The 17,427-nt window shown below is 64.0% G+C and carries 16 protein-coding genes; 11 read left to right on the forward strand and 5 right to left on the reverse strand.

All coding sequences use genetic code 11. The features are described 5' to 3' along the window. The first annotated feature begins 15 nt into the window (after nt 1-15). Both PMI20_RS01225 and PMI20_RS01230 read left to right on the forward strand, forming a co-directional pair. Nucleotides 16-1,020 carry a hydrolase gene (locus PMI20_RS01225; protein WP_007921225.1) on the forward strand — a complete coding sequence of 335 codons (1,005 nt, stop codon included), beginning with the start codon at nt 16-18 and terminating at the stop codon, nt 1,018-1,020. Continuing rightward, nucleotides 1,017-1,850, forward strand: coding sequence for an AraC family transcriptional regulator (locus tag PMI20_RS01230; protein WP_007921226.1), 834 nt, complete (start codon nt 1,017-1,019; stop codon nt 1,848-1,850). The genes PMI20_RS01225 and PMI20_RS01230 overlap by 4 nt, the downstream gene beginning before the upstream one ends. Nucleotides 1,851-1,873: 23 nt before the next feature. Here PMI20_RS01230 and PMI20_RS01235 read toward each other — a convergent pair whose 3' ends face one another. Then, on the reverse strand, nt 1,874-2,728 hold the full coding sequence (locus PMI20_RS01235; protein ID WP_007921227.1) for a sulfurtransferase: 855 nt from the start codon (nt 2,726-2,728) through the stop codon (nt 1,874-1,876). 39 nt (nt 2,729-2,767) lie between these two features. Next, nucleotides 2,768-3,439, reverse strand: coding sequence for a TetR/AcrR family transcriptional regulator (locus tag PMI20_RS01240; protein WP_007921228.1), 672 nt, complete (start codon nt 3,437-3,439; stop codon nt 2,768-2,770). A gap of 145 nt (nt 3,440-3,584) precedes the next feature. On the opposite strand from PMI20_RS01240, the gene PMI20_RS01245 reads away from it, so the two are divergent. The 5 genes from PMI20_RS01245 (at nt 3,585) to PMI20_RS01265 (ending at nt 8,343) form a co-directional block, all read left to right on the forward strand. Beyond that, nucleotides 3,585-5,015 (forward strand): coniferyl aldehyde dehydrogenase, encoded by a 1,431-nt coding sequence (locus PMI20_RS01245; protein WP_007921244.1) that lies wholly within the window; start codon nt 3,585-3,587, stop codon nt 5,013-5,015. Nucleotides 5,016-5,041: 26 nt separating this feature from the next. After that, a complete protein-coding gene (locus PMI20_RS01250) occupies nt 5,042-5,587 on the forward strand; it encodes a hypothetical protein (protein WP_007921252.1) in 546 nt (181 codons plus the stop codon). 156 nt (nt 5,588-5,743) lie between these two features. Next, nucleotides 5,744-7,339 carry a GMC family oxidoreductase gene (locus tag PMI20_RS01255; protein WP_007921255.1) on the forward strand — a complete coding sequence of 532 codons (1,596 nt, stop codon included), beginning with the start codon at nt 5,744-5,746 and terminating at the stop codon, nt 7,337-7,339. Between the two features lie 115 nt (nt 7,340-7,454). Continuing rightward, entirely contained in the window at nt 7,455-7,934 is a 480-nt protein-coding gene (gene coaD, locus PMI20_RS01260) for a pantetheine-phosphate adenylyltransferase (protein WP_003229157.1), read from the forward strand. A 157-nt stretch (nt 7,935-8,091) separates the two neighbouring features. Beyond that, nucleotides 8,092-8,343 (forward strand): YfhL family 4Fe-4S dicluster ferredoxin, encoded by a 252-nt coding sequence (locus PMI20_RS01265; RefSeq protein ID WP_007921257.1) that lies wholly within the window; start codon nt 8,092-8,094, stop codon nt 8,341-8,343. A 128-nt stretch (nt 8,344-8,471) separates the two neighbouring features. Here PMI20_RS01265 and mutM read toward each other — a convergent pair whose 3' ends face one another. Together mutM and PMI20_RS01275 are read right to left on the reverse strand one after the other, a co-directional pair. Beyond that, entirely contained in the window at nt 8,472-9,284 is an 813-nt protein-coding gene (mutM, locus tag PMI20_RS01270; RefSeq protein WP_007921258.1) for a bifunctional DNA-formamidopyrimidine glycosylase/DNA-(apurinic or apyrimidinic site) lyase, read from the reverse strand. 34 nt (nt 9,285-9,318) lie between these two features. Further along, nucleotides 9,319-10,131, reverse strand: a complete 813-nt coding sequence (locus tag PMI20_RS01275) for an HDOD domain-containing protein (protein WP_164485824.1) — start codon at nt 10,129-10,131, stop codon at nt 9,319-9,321. 275 nt (nt 10,132-10,406) lie between these two features. Here PMI20_RS01275 and PMI20_RS01280 point away from each other — a divergent pair, with 275 nt between their 5' ends. The 3 genes from PMI20_RS01280 to ilvD all read left to right on the forward strand — a co-directional run bounded on the left by PMI20_RS01280 (nt 10,407) and on the right by ilvD (nt 14,454). Beyond that, a complete protein-coding gene (locus PMI20_RS01280; protein ID WP_007921262.1) occupies nt 10,407-11,603 on the forward strand; it encodes a class I SAM-dependent rRNA methyltransferase in 1,197 nt (398 codons plus the stop codon). Nucleotides 11,604-11,812: 209 nt separating this feature from the next. Then, entirely contained in the window at nt 11,813-12,271 is a 459-nt protein-coding gene (locus PMI20_RS01285; RefSeq protein WP_007921264.1) for an REP-associated tyrosine transposase, read from the forward strand. A 341-nt stretch (nt 12,272-12,612) separates the two neighbouring features. Continuing rightward, complete coding sequence (gene ilvD / locus PMI20_RS01290) at nt 12,613-14,454, forward strand: dihydroxy-acid dehydratase (RefSeq protein WP_007921265.1); 1,842 nt, start codon at nt 12,613-12,615, stop codon at nt 14,452-14,454. Between the two features lie 169 nt (nt 14,455-14,623). Here the strand turns inward: ilvD and PMI20_RS01295 are convergent, their stop codons facing one another. After that, on the reverse strand, nt 14,624-15,679 hold the full coding sequence (locus PMI20_RS01295; RefSeq protein WP_007921266.1) for an HAD family hydrolase: 1,056 nt from the start codon (nt 15,677-15,679) through the stop codon (nt 14,624-14,626). A gap of 240 nt (nt 15,680-15,919) precedes the next feature. Between PMI20_RS01295 and PMI20_RS01300 the strand changes: the two genes are divergently transcribed. Beyond that, nucleotides 15,920-17,311, forward strand: coding sequence for an L-cystine transporter (locus tag PMI20_RS01300; RefSeq protein ID WP_007921267.1), 1,392 nt, complete (start codon nt 15,920-15,922; stop codon nt 17,309-17,311). The last annotated feature ends 116 nt before the right edge of the window (nt 17,312-17,427 follow it).

The following is a 17,427-nucleotide window of genomic DNA, read 5'->3' on the forward strand; positions in this document are numbered from 1 at the left end:
GCTACGAGAATCACCGTGCCTATTCCGTCAGATCGTTTCATTCCCGCCTTCGGCCTCGGCAACCCGCACCTGCAGACCCTGTGGGGCCCGCTATGGCGCAAGACCACTCACCTCGAACGCCAGCGCGAACGCCTGTGGCTCGACGACGGCGACTTTCTCGATCTCGACTGGCACGGCCCGCACTCCGCTACCGCGCCCCTGGTGCTGGTGCTGCACGGCCTGACCGGCTCTTCCAACTCGCCTTACGTGGCCGGCCTGCAAAAGGCCCTGGCGGGCCAGGGCTGGGCCAGCGCGGCGTTGAACTGGCGCGGCTGCTCGGGCGAACCCAACCTGCTGCCGCGCAGCTATCACTCGGGGGCCAGCGAAGACCTGGCCGCCGCCATCGACCACCTGCGCAGCAAACGCCCGCAGGCCCCGCTGTTCGCGGTGGGCTACTCGCTGGGCGGCAATGTATTGCTCAAGCACCTGGGGGAAAGCGGCAGCGCCAGCCAGCTGCAAGGCGCCGTCGCGGTATCGGTGCCGTTTCGCCTGGACCAGTGCGCCGACCGCATCGGCCAGGGGTTTTCCAAGGTCTACCAGGCGCATTTCATGCGCGAGATGTTGGCCTACATCAAGGACAAGCAACGCCAGTTCCAGCACGACGGGCGCCATGAGGGCCTGGCCGTGCTGGAGCGGCTGGGGCCACTGGAGAAGATGCGCACCTTCTGGGACTTCGACGGCCGGGTCACCGCGCCGCTGAATGGCTTTGCCGACGCCCAGGATTATTACCGGCGTGCCTCCAGCCGGTATTTCCTCGGGGAAATCCGCACACAAACCCTGATCATCCAGGCCGCGGACGATCCTTTCGTATTCCCCCACAGCCTGCCGGAAGCCGGTGAGCTGTCCGACAGCACCCACCTCGAGCTGCAGGCCAAGGGTGGGCACGTCGGTTTTGTCGAGGGTTCGGTGAAGACGCCGGGTTATTACCTGGAACGGCGCATTCCCCAGTGGCTGTCCAACCTGGGGGGCGAGTTGCGATGAACGGCGGCCAGGGCGAGTCGATCCGTTTCTGGCAGACCGCGCCCCTGGCCGGCGTGGAGTTGCTGGCCGCGCGCTACATCGAGCATCGCTTCGTGCCCCATGTGCATGACGGCTATGTGATCGGCATGATCATGGACGGCGCCCAGCGCTACCGTTATCGCGGCGCCGAGCATCTGGCGGGGCGTGGCACCCTGGTGCTGATCAACCCGGACGAGCTGCACACCGGCCACAAAGGCACCGAGGACGGCTGGCTGTACCGGGCGTTTTATCCGGACAACGCGCAGATCCTCGCCATGCTCGGCGAGCTGGAACTACCCACCGACAGCCTGCCGGCCTTCGGCGCTACGCTGTATCGCGACCCCGATCTGGTCAGCGGTTTCTGCCAGTTGCATCAACTGCTGGAAAGCCCGGCCACCGCCCTGCAACAACAGACCCTGTGGCGGGAAATGATGCTCTTGCTGCTGCGGCGTCACGCCGGGATCAAGGCGCCGGGCAAACCCGGGCGGGAACACCGGGCGATCGTCCAGGCCAAGGAGTTGCTGCAAGCGCAGCTGGCGGCCCCGCCCTCCCTGGAGGAACTGGCCGCGGCGGTGAATCTCTCGCCGTTCCATTTCGCCCGGGTGTTCCGCCGCGCCACCGGCATGCCGCCGCACACCTGGCTGATGCAACAGCGCATCGCCCAGGCCCGGGCACTGCTGCGCGACGGCTGCCTGCCGCTGGAAGTGGCGACACAATTGGGGTTCGCCGACCAGAGCCATCTGAGCCGGCAGTTCAAGCAGGTCTACGGCGTGGGGCCGGCGGCCTATCGCAGCGCCCGCCAGTCCCTCTGAAACAGCTCCTACGGTGAGGGGCCTCAGTCGCCGGTGGCGACCGCGCGCTGCGGATCGGTGATCCATTCGCTCCAGGAGCCGGCATACAGCCTGCCCAGGGGATAACCGGCCAGGCACAGGGCGAACAGGTTGTGACAGGCGGTCACGCCCGAGCCGCAGTACGCCACCAGTTCGCTCGGCGAACGCTCGCCCAGCTTCGCGGCAAAGCGCTTCTTGAGCTGATCGGCCGGCAGAAAACGGCCGTCGCTGTCCAGGTTGTCGGTGAAAGCCGCGCATTGCGCACCGGGGATATGCCCGGCCACCGGGTCGATCGGCTCCACCTCGCCGCGAAAACGTGGCTGGCCGCGGGCGTCGAGCAGGGTCAGGGTCGGCTGGCCGAGGCGCTTTTGCAGTTGCTCGGCACTCAACAACAGGGTTTTGTCGGGCAGGCCAGTGAAGTGGCCGAGGACATTGGTCGGTGGATCCAGGCTCAATGGCAGGCCCGCGGCGTGCCAGGCTTTCAAGCCGCCGTCGAGAATGAATACGCCGTCGCGCTTGCCCAGCCAGGCCAGCAGCCACCAGGCGCGGGCGGCATAGGCACCGGGGCCGTCGTCGTAAAGCACGATGTCGCTGTCGGCGTCGATGCCCCAGGCTTGCAGGCGCGCGACCAGCGTCGCCGGTTCGGGCAACGGATGGCGCCCGGTCACGCCCTTGACCACCCGGCCACTGAGGTCGCGTTCCAGATCGGCAAAATGCGCGCCGGCCAGATGCCCCCCGGCATAACTGCGCTGGCCGTAATCCGGGTCTTCCAGGGCAAAACGACAATCGAGAATCACCAGCCCGGGCTGCTCCAGGCGAGCGGCCAATTGCTGTGGACTGATCAGTTGCGCGATGGGCATGACGGGCTCCAGTAATTGAACGATGACTTGATCCAGATCCTACTGCACTTCTTCCAGAGCTTGCCCCAGGGGCACGTAAAACTCGTCGTATAGCGCGTCGACCGCCTCCCGGGCGTGGTCGGTGACAAATCCGGCCTCCAGCACCAGCACCTGGTACACACCGCGCTTGATGGCTTCTTCGCTCAGGTGCGCGGAGTTTTCCCGGGTGGTGCACAAAAAACGCACCCAGGAGGTAAGGATGATCCAGGCATTGAGGGTCAGGGATTCGATCTGCACCTTGTCCATCCGCAGGATGCCGGCCTCGACGAAACCTTCGTAGATCACCATGCCGTGGATCAGGCAGCGCTGGGAGAAGCGCCGATAACGGGCGGCCAGTTCGGCGTCGCTGTCGAGCAGGTGTTCCAGGTCACGGTGCAAGAAGCGATAGCGCCACATGGCGGCCAGCAGCTCCTGCAGGTAATAGCGCTTGTCCTCGACGGTCACGGTACGGCCCTGGGGCAGGCGCAGGAAGCTGTCGACCAGGGCTTCGTACTCGCAGAACAGCACGGCGATGATCGCCTGCTTGTTGGGGAAGTGGTAATACAGGTTGCCCGGCGAAATCTCCATGTGGGCCGCAATGTGATTGGTGCTGACACTGCGTTCGCCTTGCTGGTTGAACAGCTCCAGGCTGTTCTGGACGATACGTTCGCGGGTTTTTATGCGTGGGGCCATGAGCGTGGGCTTTAATCGAGAAGGCGTTGCCCGGCATCTTACGACCTATCCCCAACGGGATAAATCAAAGCCGGCCCGGGATGTCATTTGACATTTTAGAGTATAAACTCTAAAAACCTCCAACCCACAAAAACCGGAGCCGCCCATGTCTGCCGAAATCGCCTACTTGCCGGAAGCCCACCAGCAGCTGGATGAGCTCCACCGTCTGTTCGCCGCCCAGCGCCAGGCCTTCGCGGCCAACCCCATGCCGCCCGCCGCCCAGCGCCAGCAATGGCTCAAGAGCCTGCGCGAACTGCTCGACAGCGAACGCCAGGCCCTGATCGATGCCATCAGCGAAGATTTCAGCCATCGCAGCGCCGACGAAACCCTGCTCGCCGAAATCATGCCCAGCCTGCATGGCATCCACTACGCCAGCAAACACCTCAAGGGCTGGATGAAACCTTCGCGGCGCAAGGTCGCCGTGGCCTTCCAGCCGGCCTCGGCCAAGGTCGTCTACCAGCCATTGGGCGTGGTGGGGGTGATCGTGCCGTGGAACTACCCCTTGTACCTGGCCATCGGCCCGCTGGTGGGCGCGCTCGCCGCCGGCAACCGGGTGCTGCTCAAGCTCAGCGAGTCGACCCCCGCCACCGGCCTGCTGCTCAAGCGCCTGCTGGCCAAGGCGTTCCCCGAGGACCTGGTCGCCGTGGTGCTGGGCGAAGCCGACGTGGGCGTGGCCTTCTCCCGGTTGCCCTTCGATCACCTGCTGTTCACCGGCGCCACCAGCATCGGCAAGCATGTGATGCGCGCCGCGGCGGAAAACCTGACCCCGGTGACCCTGGAGCTGGGCGGCAAGTCTCCGGCCATCGTGTCCGACGACGTACCGCTCAAGGACGCCGCCGAACGCATCGCCTTCGGCAAGACCATGAACGCCGGCCAGACCTGCGTCGCCCCGGACTACGTGCTGGTCCCGGAACACCGCGTCGGCGCCTTCGTCGACGTCTATCGCCAGGTGGTCCGTGGTTTCTTCCCGACCCTGGTCGACAACCCCGACTACACCGCGATCATCAACCCACGGCAGCTGGCGCGCCTGAACAGCTACATCAGCGACGCCACCAGCAAGGGCGCGCTGCTGATCCCGCTGTTCGAAGAGAACCAGGAACGGCGCATGGGCCACAGCCTGATGCTGAATGTCAGCGACGACATGACGGTGATGCAGGATGAGATCTTCGGCCCGATCCTGCCGATCGTGCCCTACACCGGCCTGGACCAGGCCTTCGCCTACATCAACCAGCGCCCTCGCCCGCTGGCGCTCTATTACTTCGGCTACGACAAGGCCGAGCAGGGCCGGGTACTCAACGAAACCCACTCGGGCGGGGTCTGCCTCAACGACACCCTGCTGCACGTCGCCCAGGACGACATGCCGTTCGGCGGCATCGGCCACTCGGGCATGGGCCATTACCACGGTCACGAGGGTTTCCTGACCTTCAGCAAGGCCAAGGGAGTGCTGAGCAAGCAGCGCCTGAATGCCGCGCGGCTGATCTACCCGCCCTATGGCAAACCGATCCAGAAGCTGATCCAGAAGCTGTTCATCCGTTAACCAGACCATTGCGGGTAATAACAATAATGACTCCCAGCCTGCCTGCCGCACCCGTACTGTCGCGCCGTGGCCTGTTGAAAATCGGCCTGTGCGCCAGCGCGTTCCTGACCACCGCCGGCCTCGGCGCCAGCCTCAGCGGTTGCTCGTCCAGCACCCCTGCCAGCGGCTTTGCCGCATTGCGCAGCAGCGACCTGCCGATTCTGCGGGCGCTGCTCCCAGTCATGCTCGACGGTGCCGTGGCCGCCGAGAAGTTGCCGGCGGCGCTCGACGCCACCCTGAAAAGCCTGGATTACAGCCTCGACCACCTGTCGCCGGAAATGCTCAAGCTCACCCAGCAGCTGTTCGACGTGCTGGGCATGGGCATCACGCGCGGCCCCCTGACCGGCATCTGGGGCAGTTGGGAAAACGCCAGCGCCGAAGACATCCGCCAGTTTCTCAAGCGCTGGGAAAACAGCTCCCTCAGCCTGCTGCGCATGGGCCACGCGTCCCTGCTGCAACTGGTGATGATGGCCTGGTACAGCCGTCCCGAATCCTGGGCCCATTGCGGTTATCCCGGGCCACCCAGGATCTGAAGACTGCTCGCTCTGTAGCCGTTGCCGAAGGCTGCGATCGGCTCCGCAGGAGACGCGCTCCTGAAGCCCTCGGAAGGTCCTACGGACCTTGTCGCAGCCTTCGGCAGCGGCTACACAAGCACCCAGAAGCCCCAGAACAACTAGAGAGTGCCTGATATGCCTGTACCCGATCTGTTTCGCGAAGGCCTGGCCCGAGGCTGGAAAACCTACAACGGCGCGCAATTGCAGGAGGACCTGACCCTCGAAGCGGATGTCGCCATCATCGGCAGCGGCGCGGGCGGCGGCACCACCGCCGAGATCCTCAGCGCCGCCGGCTACAAGGTGCTGCTGATCGAGGAAGGGCCACTCAAGACCAGCGACGACTTCAAGATGCTCGAGGACCAGGCCTACGCCAGCCTCTATCAGGAAGGCATCGGCCGCATGAGCAAGGATGGCGCCATCACCATCCTGCAAGGCCGGGCGGTCGGCGGCACCACCCTGATCAACTGGACGTCCAGCTTCCGTACCCCTGAGCCGACCCTGGAGCACTGGGCCAAGGAGCACGACGTCAAGGGCCACAGCCCGGCCGAGATGGCCCCCTGGTTCGCGAAGATGGAGCAACGCCTGGGGATCGCCCCGTGGATCATGCCGCCCAACGCCAACAACGACGTGATCAGGATCGGCTGCGAGAAACTCGGCTACAGCTGGCACGTGATCCCGCGCAACGTGCGCGGCTGCTGGAACCTCGGCTATTGCGGCATGGGCTGCCCGACCAACGCCAAGCAGTCGATGATGGTCACCACCATTCCCGCGACCCTGGAGAAAGGCGGCGAGCTGCTGTACCTGGCCCGCGCCGAGCGCCTGCAGATCAAGGGTGACCAGGTCGAAAGCCTGCTCTGCCTGGCCATGGACGAGCGCTGCGTGGCGCCCACCGGGCGCACCATCAAGGTCAAGGCCCGGCACTATGTGCTGGCCGGTGGCGGGATCAACAGCCCGGCCCTGCTGCTGCGCTCCGACGCGGCCGACCCGCACAAGCGCCTGGGCAAACGCACCTTCCTGCACCTGGTGAATTTTTCCGCCGGGCAGTTCGACCAGGTGATCAACCCCTTTTACGGGGCGCCGCAGTCGATCTACTCCGACCATTTCCAGTGGCTGGACGGCACCACCGGCAAAATGTCCTACAAACTCGAGGTGCCGCCGCTGCAACCGGCGCTGGCCGCCACCCTGCTCGGCGGTTTCGGCCCGCAGAGCGCCTTGAACATGCAGCAGTTGCCCCATACCCATGCCATGCTCGCGCTGCTGCGCGACGGTTTTCACCCGGACAGCAGCGGCGGCAGCGTGGAACTGCGCGGCGATGGCTCGCCGGTGCTCGACTATCAGGTCTCGGATTACGCCTGGGATGGCGTGCGCCGGGCCTTTCACAGCATGGCGCAGATCCAGTTCGCCGGCGGCGCCAAGGCGGTCATGCCGATGCACAGCGATGCCCGCTACGTGAAGACCCTGGCCGAAGCCAAGACACTGATCGACGGCCTGAACCTTGCGCTGTACCGCACCCGCCTGGGCAGCGCCCATGTGATGGGCGGTTGCGCCATGGGCGAAGACCCGAAAAACGCCGTCGCCGACAGCCTGGGCCGGCATCACCAACTGGCCAATCTGTCGATCCACGACGGTTCGCTGTTCCCCACCAGCATCGGCGCCAATCCGCAATTGTCGGTCTACGGCCTGACTGCGCAACTGGCCACGGCCCTGGCCGAACGGCTGAAAAGCGGGTGAAAACGCCGCTTATTTTCGTCGTCTATAGTGCTTTCTTCCGTTACAGGCGACTTGGCCGACCGGAAAGGCTGCGATACCATCCGACTCCCCAACGGACTCCCGCCAGGACGACGCGATGAACCGAGTGTTGTACCCAGGTACCTTCGACCCTATTACCAAGGGCCATGGCGATCTGGTCGAACGCGCCTCGCGCCTGTTCGATCATGTGATCATCGCCGTCGCCGCCAGCCCGAAGAAAAACCCGCTTTTTCCCCTGGAACAGCGTGTGGAACTGGCTCGCGAGGTCACCAAGCATCTGCCGAACGTTGAAGTCGTCGGTTTTTCCACGCTGCTGGCGCATTTCGCCAAGGAGCAGAACGCCAATGTCTTCCTGCGGGGGCTGCGGGCGGTTTCGGACTTCGAATACGAATTCCAGCTGGCCAACATGAACCGCCAACTGGCGCCGGACGTGGAAAGCCTGTTCCTCACGCCGTCGGAGCGTTATTCGTTCATTTCCTCGACCCTGGTCCGGGAAATCGCGGCATTGGGCGGCGATATCAGCAAGTTCGTGCATCCGGCCGTGGCCGACGCCCTGACCCTGCGCTTCAAGAAATAACCCCCGCGGGAGCTGGCGCAGCCCGCGCCAGCTCCCGCGCAGTCGACCTGCAAACGCCCCTCCCATCGCGCCCGCGTGCACTGCGCTCGCCAATGCGGCACAATTGCGCCATTGGTTTTTCAAATGCCTGGGCCCGCCGCCCCGGCCGGAGTGCCCCATGTCCCTGATCATCACCGACGATTGCATCAACTGCGACGTCTGCGAACCCGAGTGCCCGAACGCCGCGATCTCTCAAGGCGAAGAGATCTACGTGATCGACCCGAACCTGTGCACCCAATGCGTCGGCCACTATGACGAGCCGCAATGCCAGCAGGTCTGCCCGGTGGATTGCATCCCGCTGGACGAGGCCCACCCGGAAACCGAAGAAGAGTTGATGGCCAAGTACCGGAAGATCACCGGCAAGGCATAACACAGCCATCGAGACTTGCGACCGTAGCCGCTGCCGAAGGCTGCGATCGGCCGAAACGGCCGCGACGCCAGTAAGATCGCCACAGGTCCTACGGACCTATCGCAGCCTTCGGCAGCGGCTACAGGCGATCAGCTCTGGCATTTAGGGCAGAACACGCTCGCACGCTGCCCCAGCTTGATCTCCCGCAGCCCCGTGCCACAGACCTTGCAGTGTTCCCCGCCGCGCCCGTAGACGAACAGTTCCTGCTGGAAATAACCCGGCTGCCCGTCGCCGCCGATAAAGTCGCGCAGGGTGGTGCCGCCGCGCTCGATGGCCGCGGCCAGGATGCGCTTGATCTCGATCGCCAGCTTCAGGTAGCGCGCCCGGGAAATCCCCTTGGCTTCGCGACGCGGGTCGATGCCGGCGGCGAACAGCGCTTCGGTCGCGTAGATATTGCCCACCCCCACCACCACCGCGTTGTCCATGATGAACGGTTTGACCGCCATCGAACGTCCCCGCGACAACTGATACAGGCGCTCGCCGTCGAACAGGTCGGTCAGCGGCTCCGGCCCCAGGCGGATCAGCAGCTCGTGGTTGAGCGGGTCCAGGCTCCAGAGCATCGCGCCAAAGCGCCGCGGGTCGGTGTAGCGCAGGGCCAGGCCGGACTCCAGCTCGATGTCGACGTGCTCGTGCTTGGCCGCCGGCAAGCCGACCTCCACCAGGCGCAGGTTGCCCGACATGCCCAGGTGACTGATCAGGGTGCCGACTTCGGCATTGATCAGCAGGTACTTGGCGCGGCGCTCGACCTTGACGATCTGCTGGCCGGACAGGCGCACATCGAGGTCCTCCGGAATCGGCCAGCGCAGGCGCCGCTCGCGCACGATCACGCGGCTGACGCGCTGCCCTTCCAGGTGCGGCGCGATACCGCGCCGGGTGGTTTCGACTTCCGGTAATTCAGGCATGTGCGCCTCGTGTTCTCTATAACGTGGTCGGGAATCAGTGCGCGCCCAGTTCGCGTACGGTTTCCTTGAGGTTCTCGAAGTCGTAGTCGGACAGACCGACGTAATCGAGGATCAGATGGCCGATGCTGTTCCATTCATGATCATCGACCTGATTGCCCAGCACCCGGTAGGACGCGCAGATATGCTCGGCCATTTTCAGGATCGCCAGCAGGTTCTTCAACTGGCTGTTGCGCGACGACTCGTCGCTGAAGATCGCCAGGGCGTTGTGGTGATTGGCGATGGCATTGGTCACGTGCTCCGGCAGGCGCCAGGACTTGGCCGTGTAGTAACCGACCACCGCGTGGTTGGTATTGAACGCACGGTTTTCCGTATCCACCACGCGGTTCTCGGGGCCCGCGCTGGCGTAGGCCTCTTCCAGCACCGTCATGTAGTCGGGGAAGCGCTTGAGCATCAGCGGCACGCCGCAATCGTGGAACAGGCCCAGGGCATAGGCCTCGTCGACCGCTTGCGAGCCGGTGCGCTTGGCCAGGGTCAGGCAGGTCATCGCCACATCCTGGGCGGTGTCCCAGAAGCGGTTGAGGGTGACGATGGTTTCGTCGCTCATCTCGCCCTTGATCGACTGCGCGTTGATCAGGTTGATGATCGAACGGCTGCCCAGCAGGTTCACCGCGCGCTGGATCGAGGCGATCTTGTTGCTCAGCCCGTAATACGGCGAGTTGACGATTTTCAGCAGGGCGCCGGAAAGGCCCGGGTCCTGGGAGATCAGCCGCGCGATCACTTCCAGGTCAGGGTCGGGCATGTACTGCTCCATCTGCAAATCCACCATGATCTGCGGTTGGGGCGGCACGCTGATGCCTTGCAGGGCCTGTTGAATCTGTTCGGCGGAAAGCTCTTGGGACATCGCTTGGGACATAGGTACGCACTCTGGGCTAGGCGGCGATTCTAACCCTTTAGATGGCGCCCATGGCCAGCCGAAAGGAACTTTACAACGGGCGCCTCGGGGCAATGCCGGGCCGGCGCGGGATATCCACGGCGGGTTTGCCCTGTCACCGCATATCCACTCGCCAGCCTCTCGGCGAGCGCAACACGTTATACTCCCGCTCTTTTTTCCGGAGCGACGTCATGTCCCTGCCAAGCCTGCGCCTCAAAGCCAACGCCGATCGCCGCCTGCGCGCCGGCCACCTGTGGGTCTACAGCAACGAAATCGATGTAGCCGCCACCCCACTCCACGGCTTCAAGGCAGGCGACCAGGCAGTGCTGGAAGCCGCCGGCGGCAAACCGCTGGGCGTCGTCGCCATGAGCCCGAACAACCTGATCTGCGCCCGCCTGCTGTCGCGCGACGCCAAGCTGGCGCTGGACAAGTCGCTGCTGGTACACCGTCTGAACGTGGCCCTGTCGCTGCGCGAACGCCTGTTCGACAAGCCGTTCTACCGCCTGGTCTACGGCGACTCCGACCTGCTGCCGGGCCTGGTGGTCGACCGTTTCGGCGACATCCTCGTCGTGCAGCTGGCTTCGGCGACCATGGAACAGCACAAGGACGACGTGATCGCCGCCCTGGTCCAGGTCCTCAAGCCAAGCGGCATCCTGTTCAAGAACGACTCCGCCGCGCGTGATGCCGAAGGCCTCAACCGCTACGTGGAAACCGTGTTCGGCCTGGTGCCGGAGTGGGTCGCCCTGGAAGAGAACGGCGTGAAGTTCGAGGCCCCGGTGATGGAAGGCCAGAAGACCGGCTGGTTCTACGACCACCGCATGAACCGCGCCCGCCTGGCGCCTTACGCCAAGGGCAAGCGCGTACTGGACCTGTTCAGCTACATCGGCGGCTGGGGCGTGCAGGCCGGCGCCTTCGGTGCCAGCGAAGTGTTCTGCGTCGATGCCTCGGGTTTCGCCCTTGACGGTGTCGAGCGCAACGCCGCGCTCAACGGCATCGCCGAGAAAGTCACCTGCATCGAAGGCGACGTGTTCGAAGCCCTGAAAGAACTCAAGGCCGCCGAAGAGCGTTTCGACGTGATCGTCGCCGACCCGCCCGCCTTCATCAAACGCAAGAAAGACCTGAAGAACGGCGAAGGCGCCTACCGCCGCCTGAACGAACAGGCCATGCGCCTGCTCAGCAAGGACGGCATCCTGGTCAGCGCGTCGTGCTCGATGCACCTGCCCGAAGACGACCTGCAGAACATCCTGCTCACCAGCGCCCGCCACCTGGACCGCAATATCCAACTGCTGGAACGCGGCGGCCAAGGCCCGGACCACCCGGTGCACCCGGCCATCCCGGAAACCCGCTACATCAAGAGCATCACCTGCCGCCTGCTGCCTAACAGCTAATCGCTACACAAGGCGTCACAAAACCTGTAGGAGCGAGCTTGCTCGCGAAAAACGTCAACGATAACGCGCCCGTCCTGCCGGATCGCGGTGCCTGATGTTTTTTCGCGAGCAAGCTCGCTCCTACAGATACATCCAGTCCCATTGTCACTACGACAGCCTTCTTCACAGCACCTACCGTTGCTCTTCCATCCATCGAAGAGGACAACGGAATGTCCAACACTCCCCATGCCCATCGTCTGCGCATCGGTCGTTATTCGGAATCAGGCCGTATCTACCTGCTCACCGCCGTCACCCAATGCCGCGAGCCCATCTTTCACGACTGGCGCCTCGGCCGCTTGCTGGCCAATGAATTCAGGCACGCTCAACAGTCGGATACCGCCATATCTCTGGCCTGGGTCGTCATGCCGGATCACTTCCACTGGCTGATCGAACTGCACAGCGGCGACTTGCCAAAGCTGATGCAAGGCAGCAAATCCCGTAGTGCCAGGGCTATCAACCGCATCCGCAACAGTTCGCAACCTGTCTGGCAGAAAGGCTATTTCGACCGGGCCCTGCGCCGTGACGAAGACCTGAAAGCCATGGCCCGCTACATTATCGCCAACCCGCTGCGCGCTGGTTTGGTCCGGCGCATCGGCGACTACCCCCTATGGGACGCCATCTGGCTCTGATGCCCCGATCGACCTGTAGGAGCGAGCTTGCTCGCGATAGCCATTTTGCAGGCGCCGCCGGATTTCAGCCTGGCGGCTGATCGCGAGCAAGCTCGCTCCTACAGGGGCCTGCGTGTTCGTACTGCCGGTCATTCGCACCATTCCTTCCTGGCGCCAGCGGTGTAGAATCGCGAGATTCATCGCCAGTCATCCCCCGGCGGGTTTATGAGCTCAGGCTGAGGCGCGCGGCGATCCCGCGGCGTCATCGGCAGCTTCAGGACACACGGCCATTTCTGAGTGTTCCAGGGGTCAATAGAAGCTCACTCCCCATTTGTTACCTGATTAGCCGCCCGGAGTGCTCCATGCCTGATTACCGTTCGAAAACATCCACCCACGGCCGCAACATGGCCGGCGCCCGCGCACTGTGGCGCGCCACGGGGATGAAAGATGACGACTTCAAGAAGCCGATCATCGCCATTGCCAACTCCTTCACCCAGTTCGTCCCGGGCCACGTGCACCTCAAGGACCTGGGCCAGCTGGTCGCCCGCGAAATCGAACGCGCCGGCGGCGTGGCCAAGGAATTCAATACCATCGCCGTGGATGACGGCATCGCCATGGGCCACGACGGCATGCTGTATTCGCTGCCGAGCCGCGAGATCATCGCCGACTCCGTGGAGTACATGGTCAACGCCCACTGCGCCGACGCCATCGTCTGCATCTCCAACTGCGACAAGATCACCCCCGGCATGCTGATGGCCGCCCTGCGCCTGAACATCCCGGTGATCTTCGTCTCCGGCGGCCCGATGGAAGCCGGCAAGACCAAGCTCGCCGCCCACGGCCTCGACCTGGTCGACGCCATGGTGATCGCCGCCGACTCCAGCGCTTCTGACGAGAAGGTCGCCGAGTACGAGCGCAGCGCCTGCCCGACCTGCGGCTCCTGCTCCGGCATGTTCACCGCCAACTCGATGAACTGCCTGACCGAGGCCCTGGGCCTGGCCCTGCCGGGCAACGGTTCGACCCTGGCCACCCACAGCGACCGCGAACAGCTGTTCCTGCAGGCCGGCCGCACCATCGTCGAGCTGTGCAAGCGCTACTACGGCGACAACGACGAGTCGGTGCTGCCGCGCAACATCGCCAATTTCAAGGCGTTCGAGAACGCCATGATGCTCGACATCGCCATGGGCGGTTCGACCAACACCATCCTGCACCTGCTCGCCGCCGCCCAGGAAGCCGAGATCGATTTCGACCTGCGCGACATCGACCGCCTGTCCCGCAGCGTGCCGCAACTGTGCAAGGTGGCGCCGAACATCCAGAAGTACCACATGGAAGACGTGCACCGTGCCGGCGGCATCTTCAGCATCCTCGGCTCCCTGGCGCGCGGCGGCCTGCTGCACACCGACCTGCCGACCGTGCACAGCCGCAGCATGGAAGAAGCCATCGCCAAGTGGGACATTACCCAGACCAACGACGAAGCGGTGCATCACTTCTTCAAGGCGGGCCCGGCCGGTATCCCGACCCAGACCGCGTTCAGCCAGTCGACCCGTTGGGAAACCCTCGACGACGACCGTGAAAACGGCTGCATCCGCAGCGTCGAACATGCCTACTCGAAAGAAGGCGGCCTGGCCGTGCTGTACGGCAACATCGCCCTGGACGGCTGCGTGGTGAAGACCGCCGGCGTCGACGAGTCGATCCACGTCTTCGAAGGCAACGCGAAGATCTTCGAAAGCCAGGACAGCGCGGTGCGCGGCATCCTCGCCGACGAAGTGAAGGAAGGCGACATCGTCATCATTCGCTACGAAGGTCCGAAAGGCGGCCCGGGCATGCAGGAAATGCTCTACCCGACCTCTTACCTGAAGTCCAAGGGCCTGGGCAAAGCCTGCGCCCTGCTGACCGACGGCCGCTTCTCCGGCGGCACCTCGGGCCTGTCCATCGGCCATGCTTCGCCAGAGGCCGCCGCCGGCGGCGCCATCGGCCTGGTACAGGACGGCGACAAGGTGCTGATCGACATTCCGAACCGCTCGATCAACCTGTTGGTCAGCGACGAAGAACTGGCTGCCCGCCGCGTCGAGCAGGACAAGAAAGGCTGGAAGCCGGTGGAAAAACGCCCACGCAAGGTGACCACCGCCCTGAAAGCCTATGCCCTGCTGGCCACCAGCGCCGACAAGGGCGCGGTGCGCAACAAGGCGATGCTCGACGGTCTGTGATTGCCAGCCACTGAATGAAAATGCCCCGCCAAGTGCGGGGCATTTTTTTGTCTGGAGATCGGCCTCTGCGAGGCCTGTCGCGGGTAAGTCGGATCGCCGCCCGCTCGCTCCTACAGGCGGCACTGATCCTGTAGGAGCGAGGCTTGCCCGCGATGGATTCAACCCGTTCTTACTGAATGTCCTCCGGCTTGACGATCACCCAGTTCTTGTCCGCCGTCACCGGCAGCCCTTCCTTGGCCTGGGCCGCGGCGTGCTTGGCCATCATGCCGTTGATCTGGGCCATGTACTTGTCCTTGCGGTTGACCCACAGGTGGATGCCGCCCTTGGCCACGTCGACACCGTGGAACAGCATGTAGCCATCGCTGGTCGGGGTGTCGCCGCCCACCAGCACCGGTTTTTTCCATTCGTCGATGTAGGTCAGGATCGCGGCGTGCTTGCCGGCCATCCAGGTCGCCGGGGTCCACAGGTAAGGGGTCAGTTCCAGGCCGAGGTTGGCCTTCTCGTCATACTTGCCGGCGGTGATCTGCTTGCGCGCGGTGGTCAGCTCGCCGCTCTTGCGGTCCTTGAGCAGGGTGGTCACGCCGATGACGTTCTGCGGCTTGACGTTGTAGCCGTACTTCGGATCGGACGCGACCATGCGCACCAGTTCCTCGGAGGCGGCGGTCATCACGTAGACCTCGATGCCGTTCTCCATCAGCTTGTTGTACAGCTCTTTCTGGCCGGTGAAGATTTTCGGCGGATTGATCTCGGTGTTCTTGACCACGTCGCCTTCGAAATAGGTGGCCGGCACCGGCTTGCCCGAGGCCATCAATTCGTCGACATAGCCCTTGAGTTCCTTGAGGGTGAAGCCGGAGAACACCTGCGCCACCCAGGGGTAGCAGACCATGTCGTCGATTTCACAGAGGCGGTAGTAATAGCTGAACAGGCTTTCCTTGTGCTCGGCGGTGTCCTTGAACGGCATCAGCTTCAGGGAGGGGTCGAGGGTCTCGCGGGTGATCAGGCCCTTGTTCTCCATGAACGGCAGCAGCGACTCTTCCAGGTCGTAGCGGTAACTGGTGTTGTCCATGTCGAACACCGCGTAGTTACCCTTGTTGGCATTGGCCGCGATCATCGCGTCCAGTTGCTTGGCCTGGTCCGCGGGCCAGTGCTGCAAGTCGGTGGCGAGAGCCTGGCCGGCAAGGCCCAGGCAGAGTGCGGCAACCAGAAATTTCGGAGCGAGTTTCATCGGCGTTTTCTCCCTGATTTAAAGAGATCGACGCTAACAAATCGCTGTGACAATCCTCGCCTGTGGGCGACCGCCCGCGTCCTGATCCCGTCATCGGCATGTGCCTGAACGTCAGCGGCTTATTCCAAAAACGACAGTCCCAATGCGTTTTTGATATTAATTCATTAGATATCAAGCTGTTAGGCTTGCCGGTTCGCAATCGCAGTCATAAGCGATTGGCACAAGTCTTATGGAGCCTTAATGAACCTGCCGCTGATCCTCAACCTGCTGGTGTTCCTCGCCTTGCTGCTGGGCCTGGCACAAACCCGTCACACCACCTGGAGCCTGGCCAAGAAAGTCCTGCTGGCGCTGGTGCTGGGCGTGGTTTTCGGTGTTGCCCTGCACGGCATCTACGGTGCCGGCAACCCTGTCCTGAAAACCTCCATCGGCTGGTTCGACCTGGTGGGCAACGGTTATGTGCAACTGTTGCAGATGATCGTGATCCCGCTGGTGTTCGCCTCGATCCTCAGTGCCGTGGCGCGCCTGCACAACGCCTCATCCCTGGGCCGGATCAGCTTCCTGACCATCGGCACCCTGCTGTTCACCACCGCCATCGCCGCGCTGATCGGCATCGCCCTGACCAACCTGTTCGGCCTGACCGCCGAAGGGCTGGTGGCCGGGACCCAGGAAATGGCCCGCCTGCAGGTGATCCAGAGCGATTACGCGGGCAAGGTCGCCGACCTGAATATCCCGCAACTGCTGCTGTCGTTCATTCCGCAGAACCCCTTCGCCGACCTGGCCCGGGCCAAGCCGACCTCGATCATCAGCGTGGTGATCTTCGCCGCCTTCCTCGGCGTCGCCGCCCTGCAGTTGCTCAAGGACGACGCCGACAAGGGCCAGAAAGTGGTCAACGCCATCGACACCCTGCAAGCCTGGGTCACCCGCCTGGTACGCCTGGTGATGAAGCTGACCCCTTACGGCGTGCTGGCGCTGATGACCAAGGTGGTCGCCAGCTCCAACCTGCAGGACATCATCAAGCTCGGCAGTTTCGTGGTGGTGTCGTACATCGGCCTGGGCCTGATGTTCGTGGTCCACGGCCTGCTCGTTTCGCTGGCCGGGATCAACCCGCTGCGCTTCTTCCGCAAGGTCTGGCCGGTGCTGACCTTCGCCTTCACCAGCCGCTCCAGCGCCGCGAGCATCCCGCTGAGCATCGAGGCGCAGACCAGCCGCCTGGGCATTCCGCAGTCCATCGCCAGCTTCGCCGCCTCGTTCGGCGCGACCATCGGCCAGAACGGCTGCGCCGGCCTGTACCCGGCCATGCTGGCGGTCATGGTGGCCCCGACCGTCGGCATCGACCCGCTGGACCCACTGTGGATCGCGACCCTGGTGGCGATAGTGACCTTGAGTTCGGCCGGTGTGGCCGGAGTGGGCGGTGGCGCGACGTTCGCCGCGCTGATCGTGCTGCCGGCCATGGGCTTGCCGGTGTCCCTGGTGGCGCTGCTGATTTCCGTGGAGCCGCTGATCGACATGGGCCGCACCGCGCTGAACGTCAGCGGTTCGATGACCGCCGGGGCGATCACCAGCCAGATCATGCAGCAGACCGACAAGCAAAAGCTCGATGCCGATGAGCATGCGGAGCTGGCGCAGGCTTAAGGGCTGCGACCTTTAGAACGTCATCGCGGGCAAGCCTCGCTCCTACGGATCCTGAGTTGATCACGTCATGTGATTCGACCTCGGCCCCGTAGGAGCGAGGCTTGCCCGCGATGCTT

It is taken from the genome of Pseudomonas sp. GM17 (assembly GCF_000282175.2).
Taxonomy (GTDB): Bacteria; Pseudomonadota; Gammaproteobacteria; order Pseudomonadales; family Pseudomonadaceae; genus Aquipseudomonas; species Aquipseudomonas chlororaphis.

Excerpts from the sequence above, each read along its gene's own strand:
- PMI20_RS01230 (WP_007921226.1), top strand. The coding sequence starts at position 1,017 with ATGAACGGCGGCCAGGGCGAGTCGATCCGTTTCTGGCAGACCGCGCCC.
- coaD (WP_003229157.1), top strand. The coding sequence starts at position 7,455 with ATGAACCGAGTGTTGTACCCAGGTACCTTCGACCCTATTACCAAGGGC.
- PMI20_RS01240 (WP_007921228.1), bottom strand. The coding sequence starts at position 3,439 with ATGGCCCCACGCATAAAAACCCGCGAACGTATCGTCCAGAACAGCCTG.
- PMI20_RS01235 (WP_007921227.1), bottom strand. The coding sequence starts at position 2,728 with ATGCCCATCGCGCAACTGATCAGTCCACAGCAATTGGCCGCTCGCCTG.
- mutM (WP_007921258.1), bottom strand. The coding sequence starts at position 9,284 with ATGCCTGAATTACCGGAAGTCGAAACCACCCGGCGCGGTATCGCGCCG.
- PMI20_RS01250 (WP_007921252.1), top strand. The coding sequence starts at position 5,042 with ATGACTCCCAGCCTGCCTGCCGCACCCGTACTGTCGCGCCGTGGCCTG.
- PMI20_RS01245 (WP_007921244.1), top strand. The coding sequence starts at position 3,585 with ATGTCTGCCGAAATCGCCTACTTGCCGGAAGCCCACCAGCAGCTGGAT.
- PMI20_RS01255 (WP_007921255.1), top strand. The coding sequence starts at position 5,744 with ATGCCTGTACCCGATCTGTTTCGCGAAGGCCTGGCCCGAGGCTGGAAA.
- PMI20_RS01300 (WP_007921267.1), top strand. The coding sequence starts at position 15,920 with ATGAACCTGCCGCTGATCCTCAACCTGCTGGTGTTCCTCGCCTTGCTG.
- PMI20_RS01285 (WP_007921264.1), top strand. The coding sequence starts at position 11,813 with ATGTCCAACACTCCCCATGCCCATCGTCTGCGCATCGGTCGTTATTCG.
- ilvD (WP_007921265.1), top strand. The coding sequence starts at position 12,613 with ATGCCTGATTACCGTTCGAAAACATCCACCCACGGCCGCAACATGGCC.
- PMI20_RS01280 (WP_007921262.1), top strand. The coding sequence starts at position 10,407 with ATGTCCCTGCCAAGCCTGCGCCTCAAAGCCAACGCCGATCGCCGCCTG.
- PMI20_RS01265 (WP_007921257.1), top strand. The coding sequence starts at position 8,092 with ATGTCCCTGATCATCACCGACGATTGCATCAACTGCGACGTCTGCGAA.
- PMI20_RS01295 (WP_007921266.1), bottom strand. The coding sequence starts at position 15,679 with ATGAAACTCGCTCCGAAATTTCTGGTTGCCGCACTCTGCCTGGGCCTT.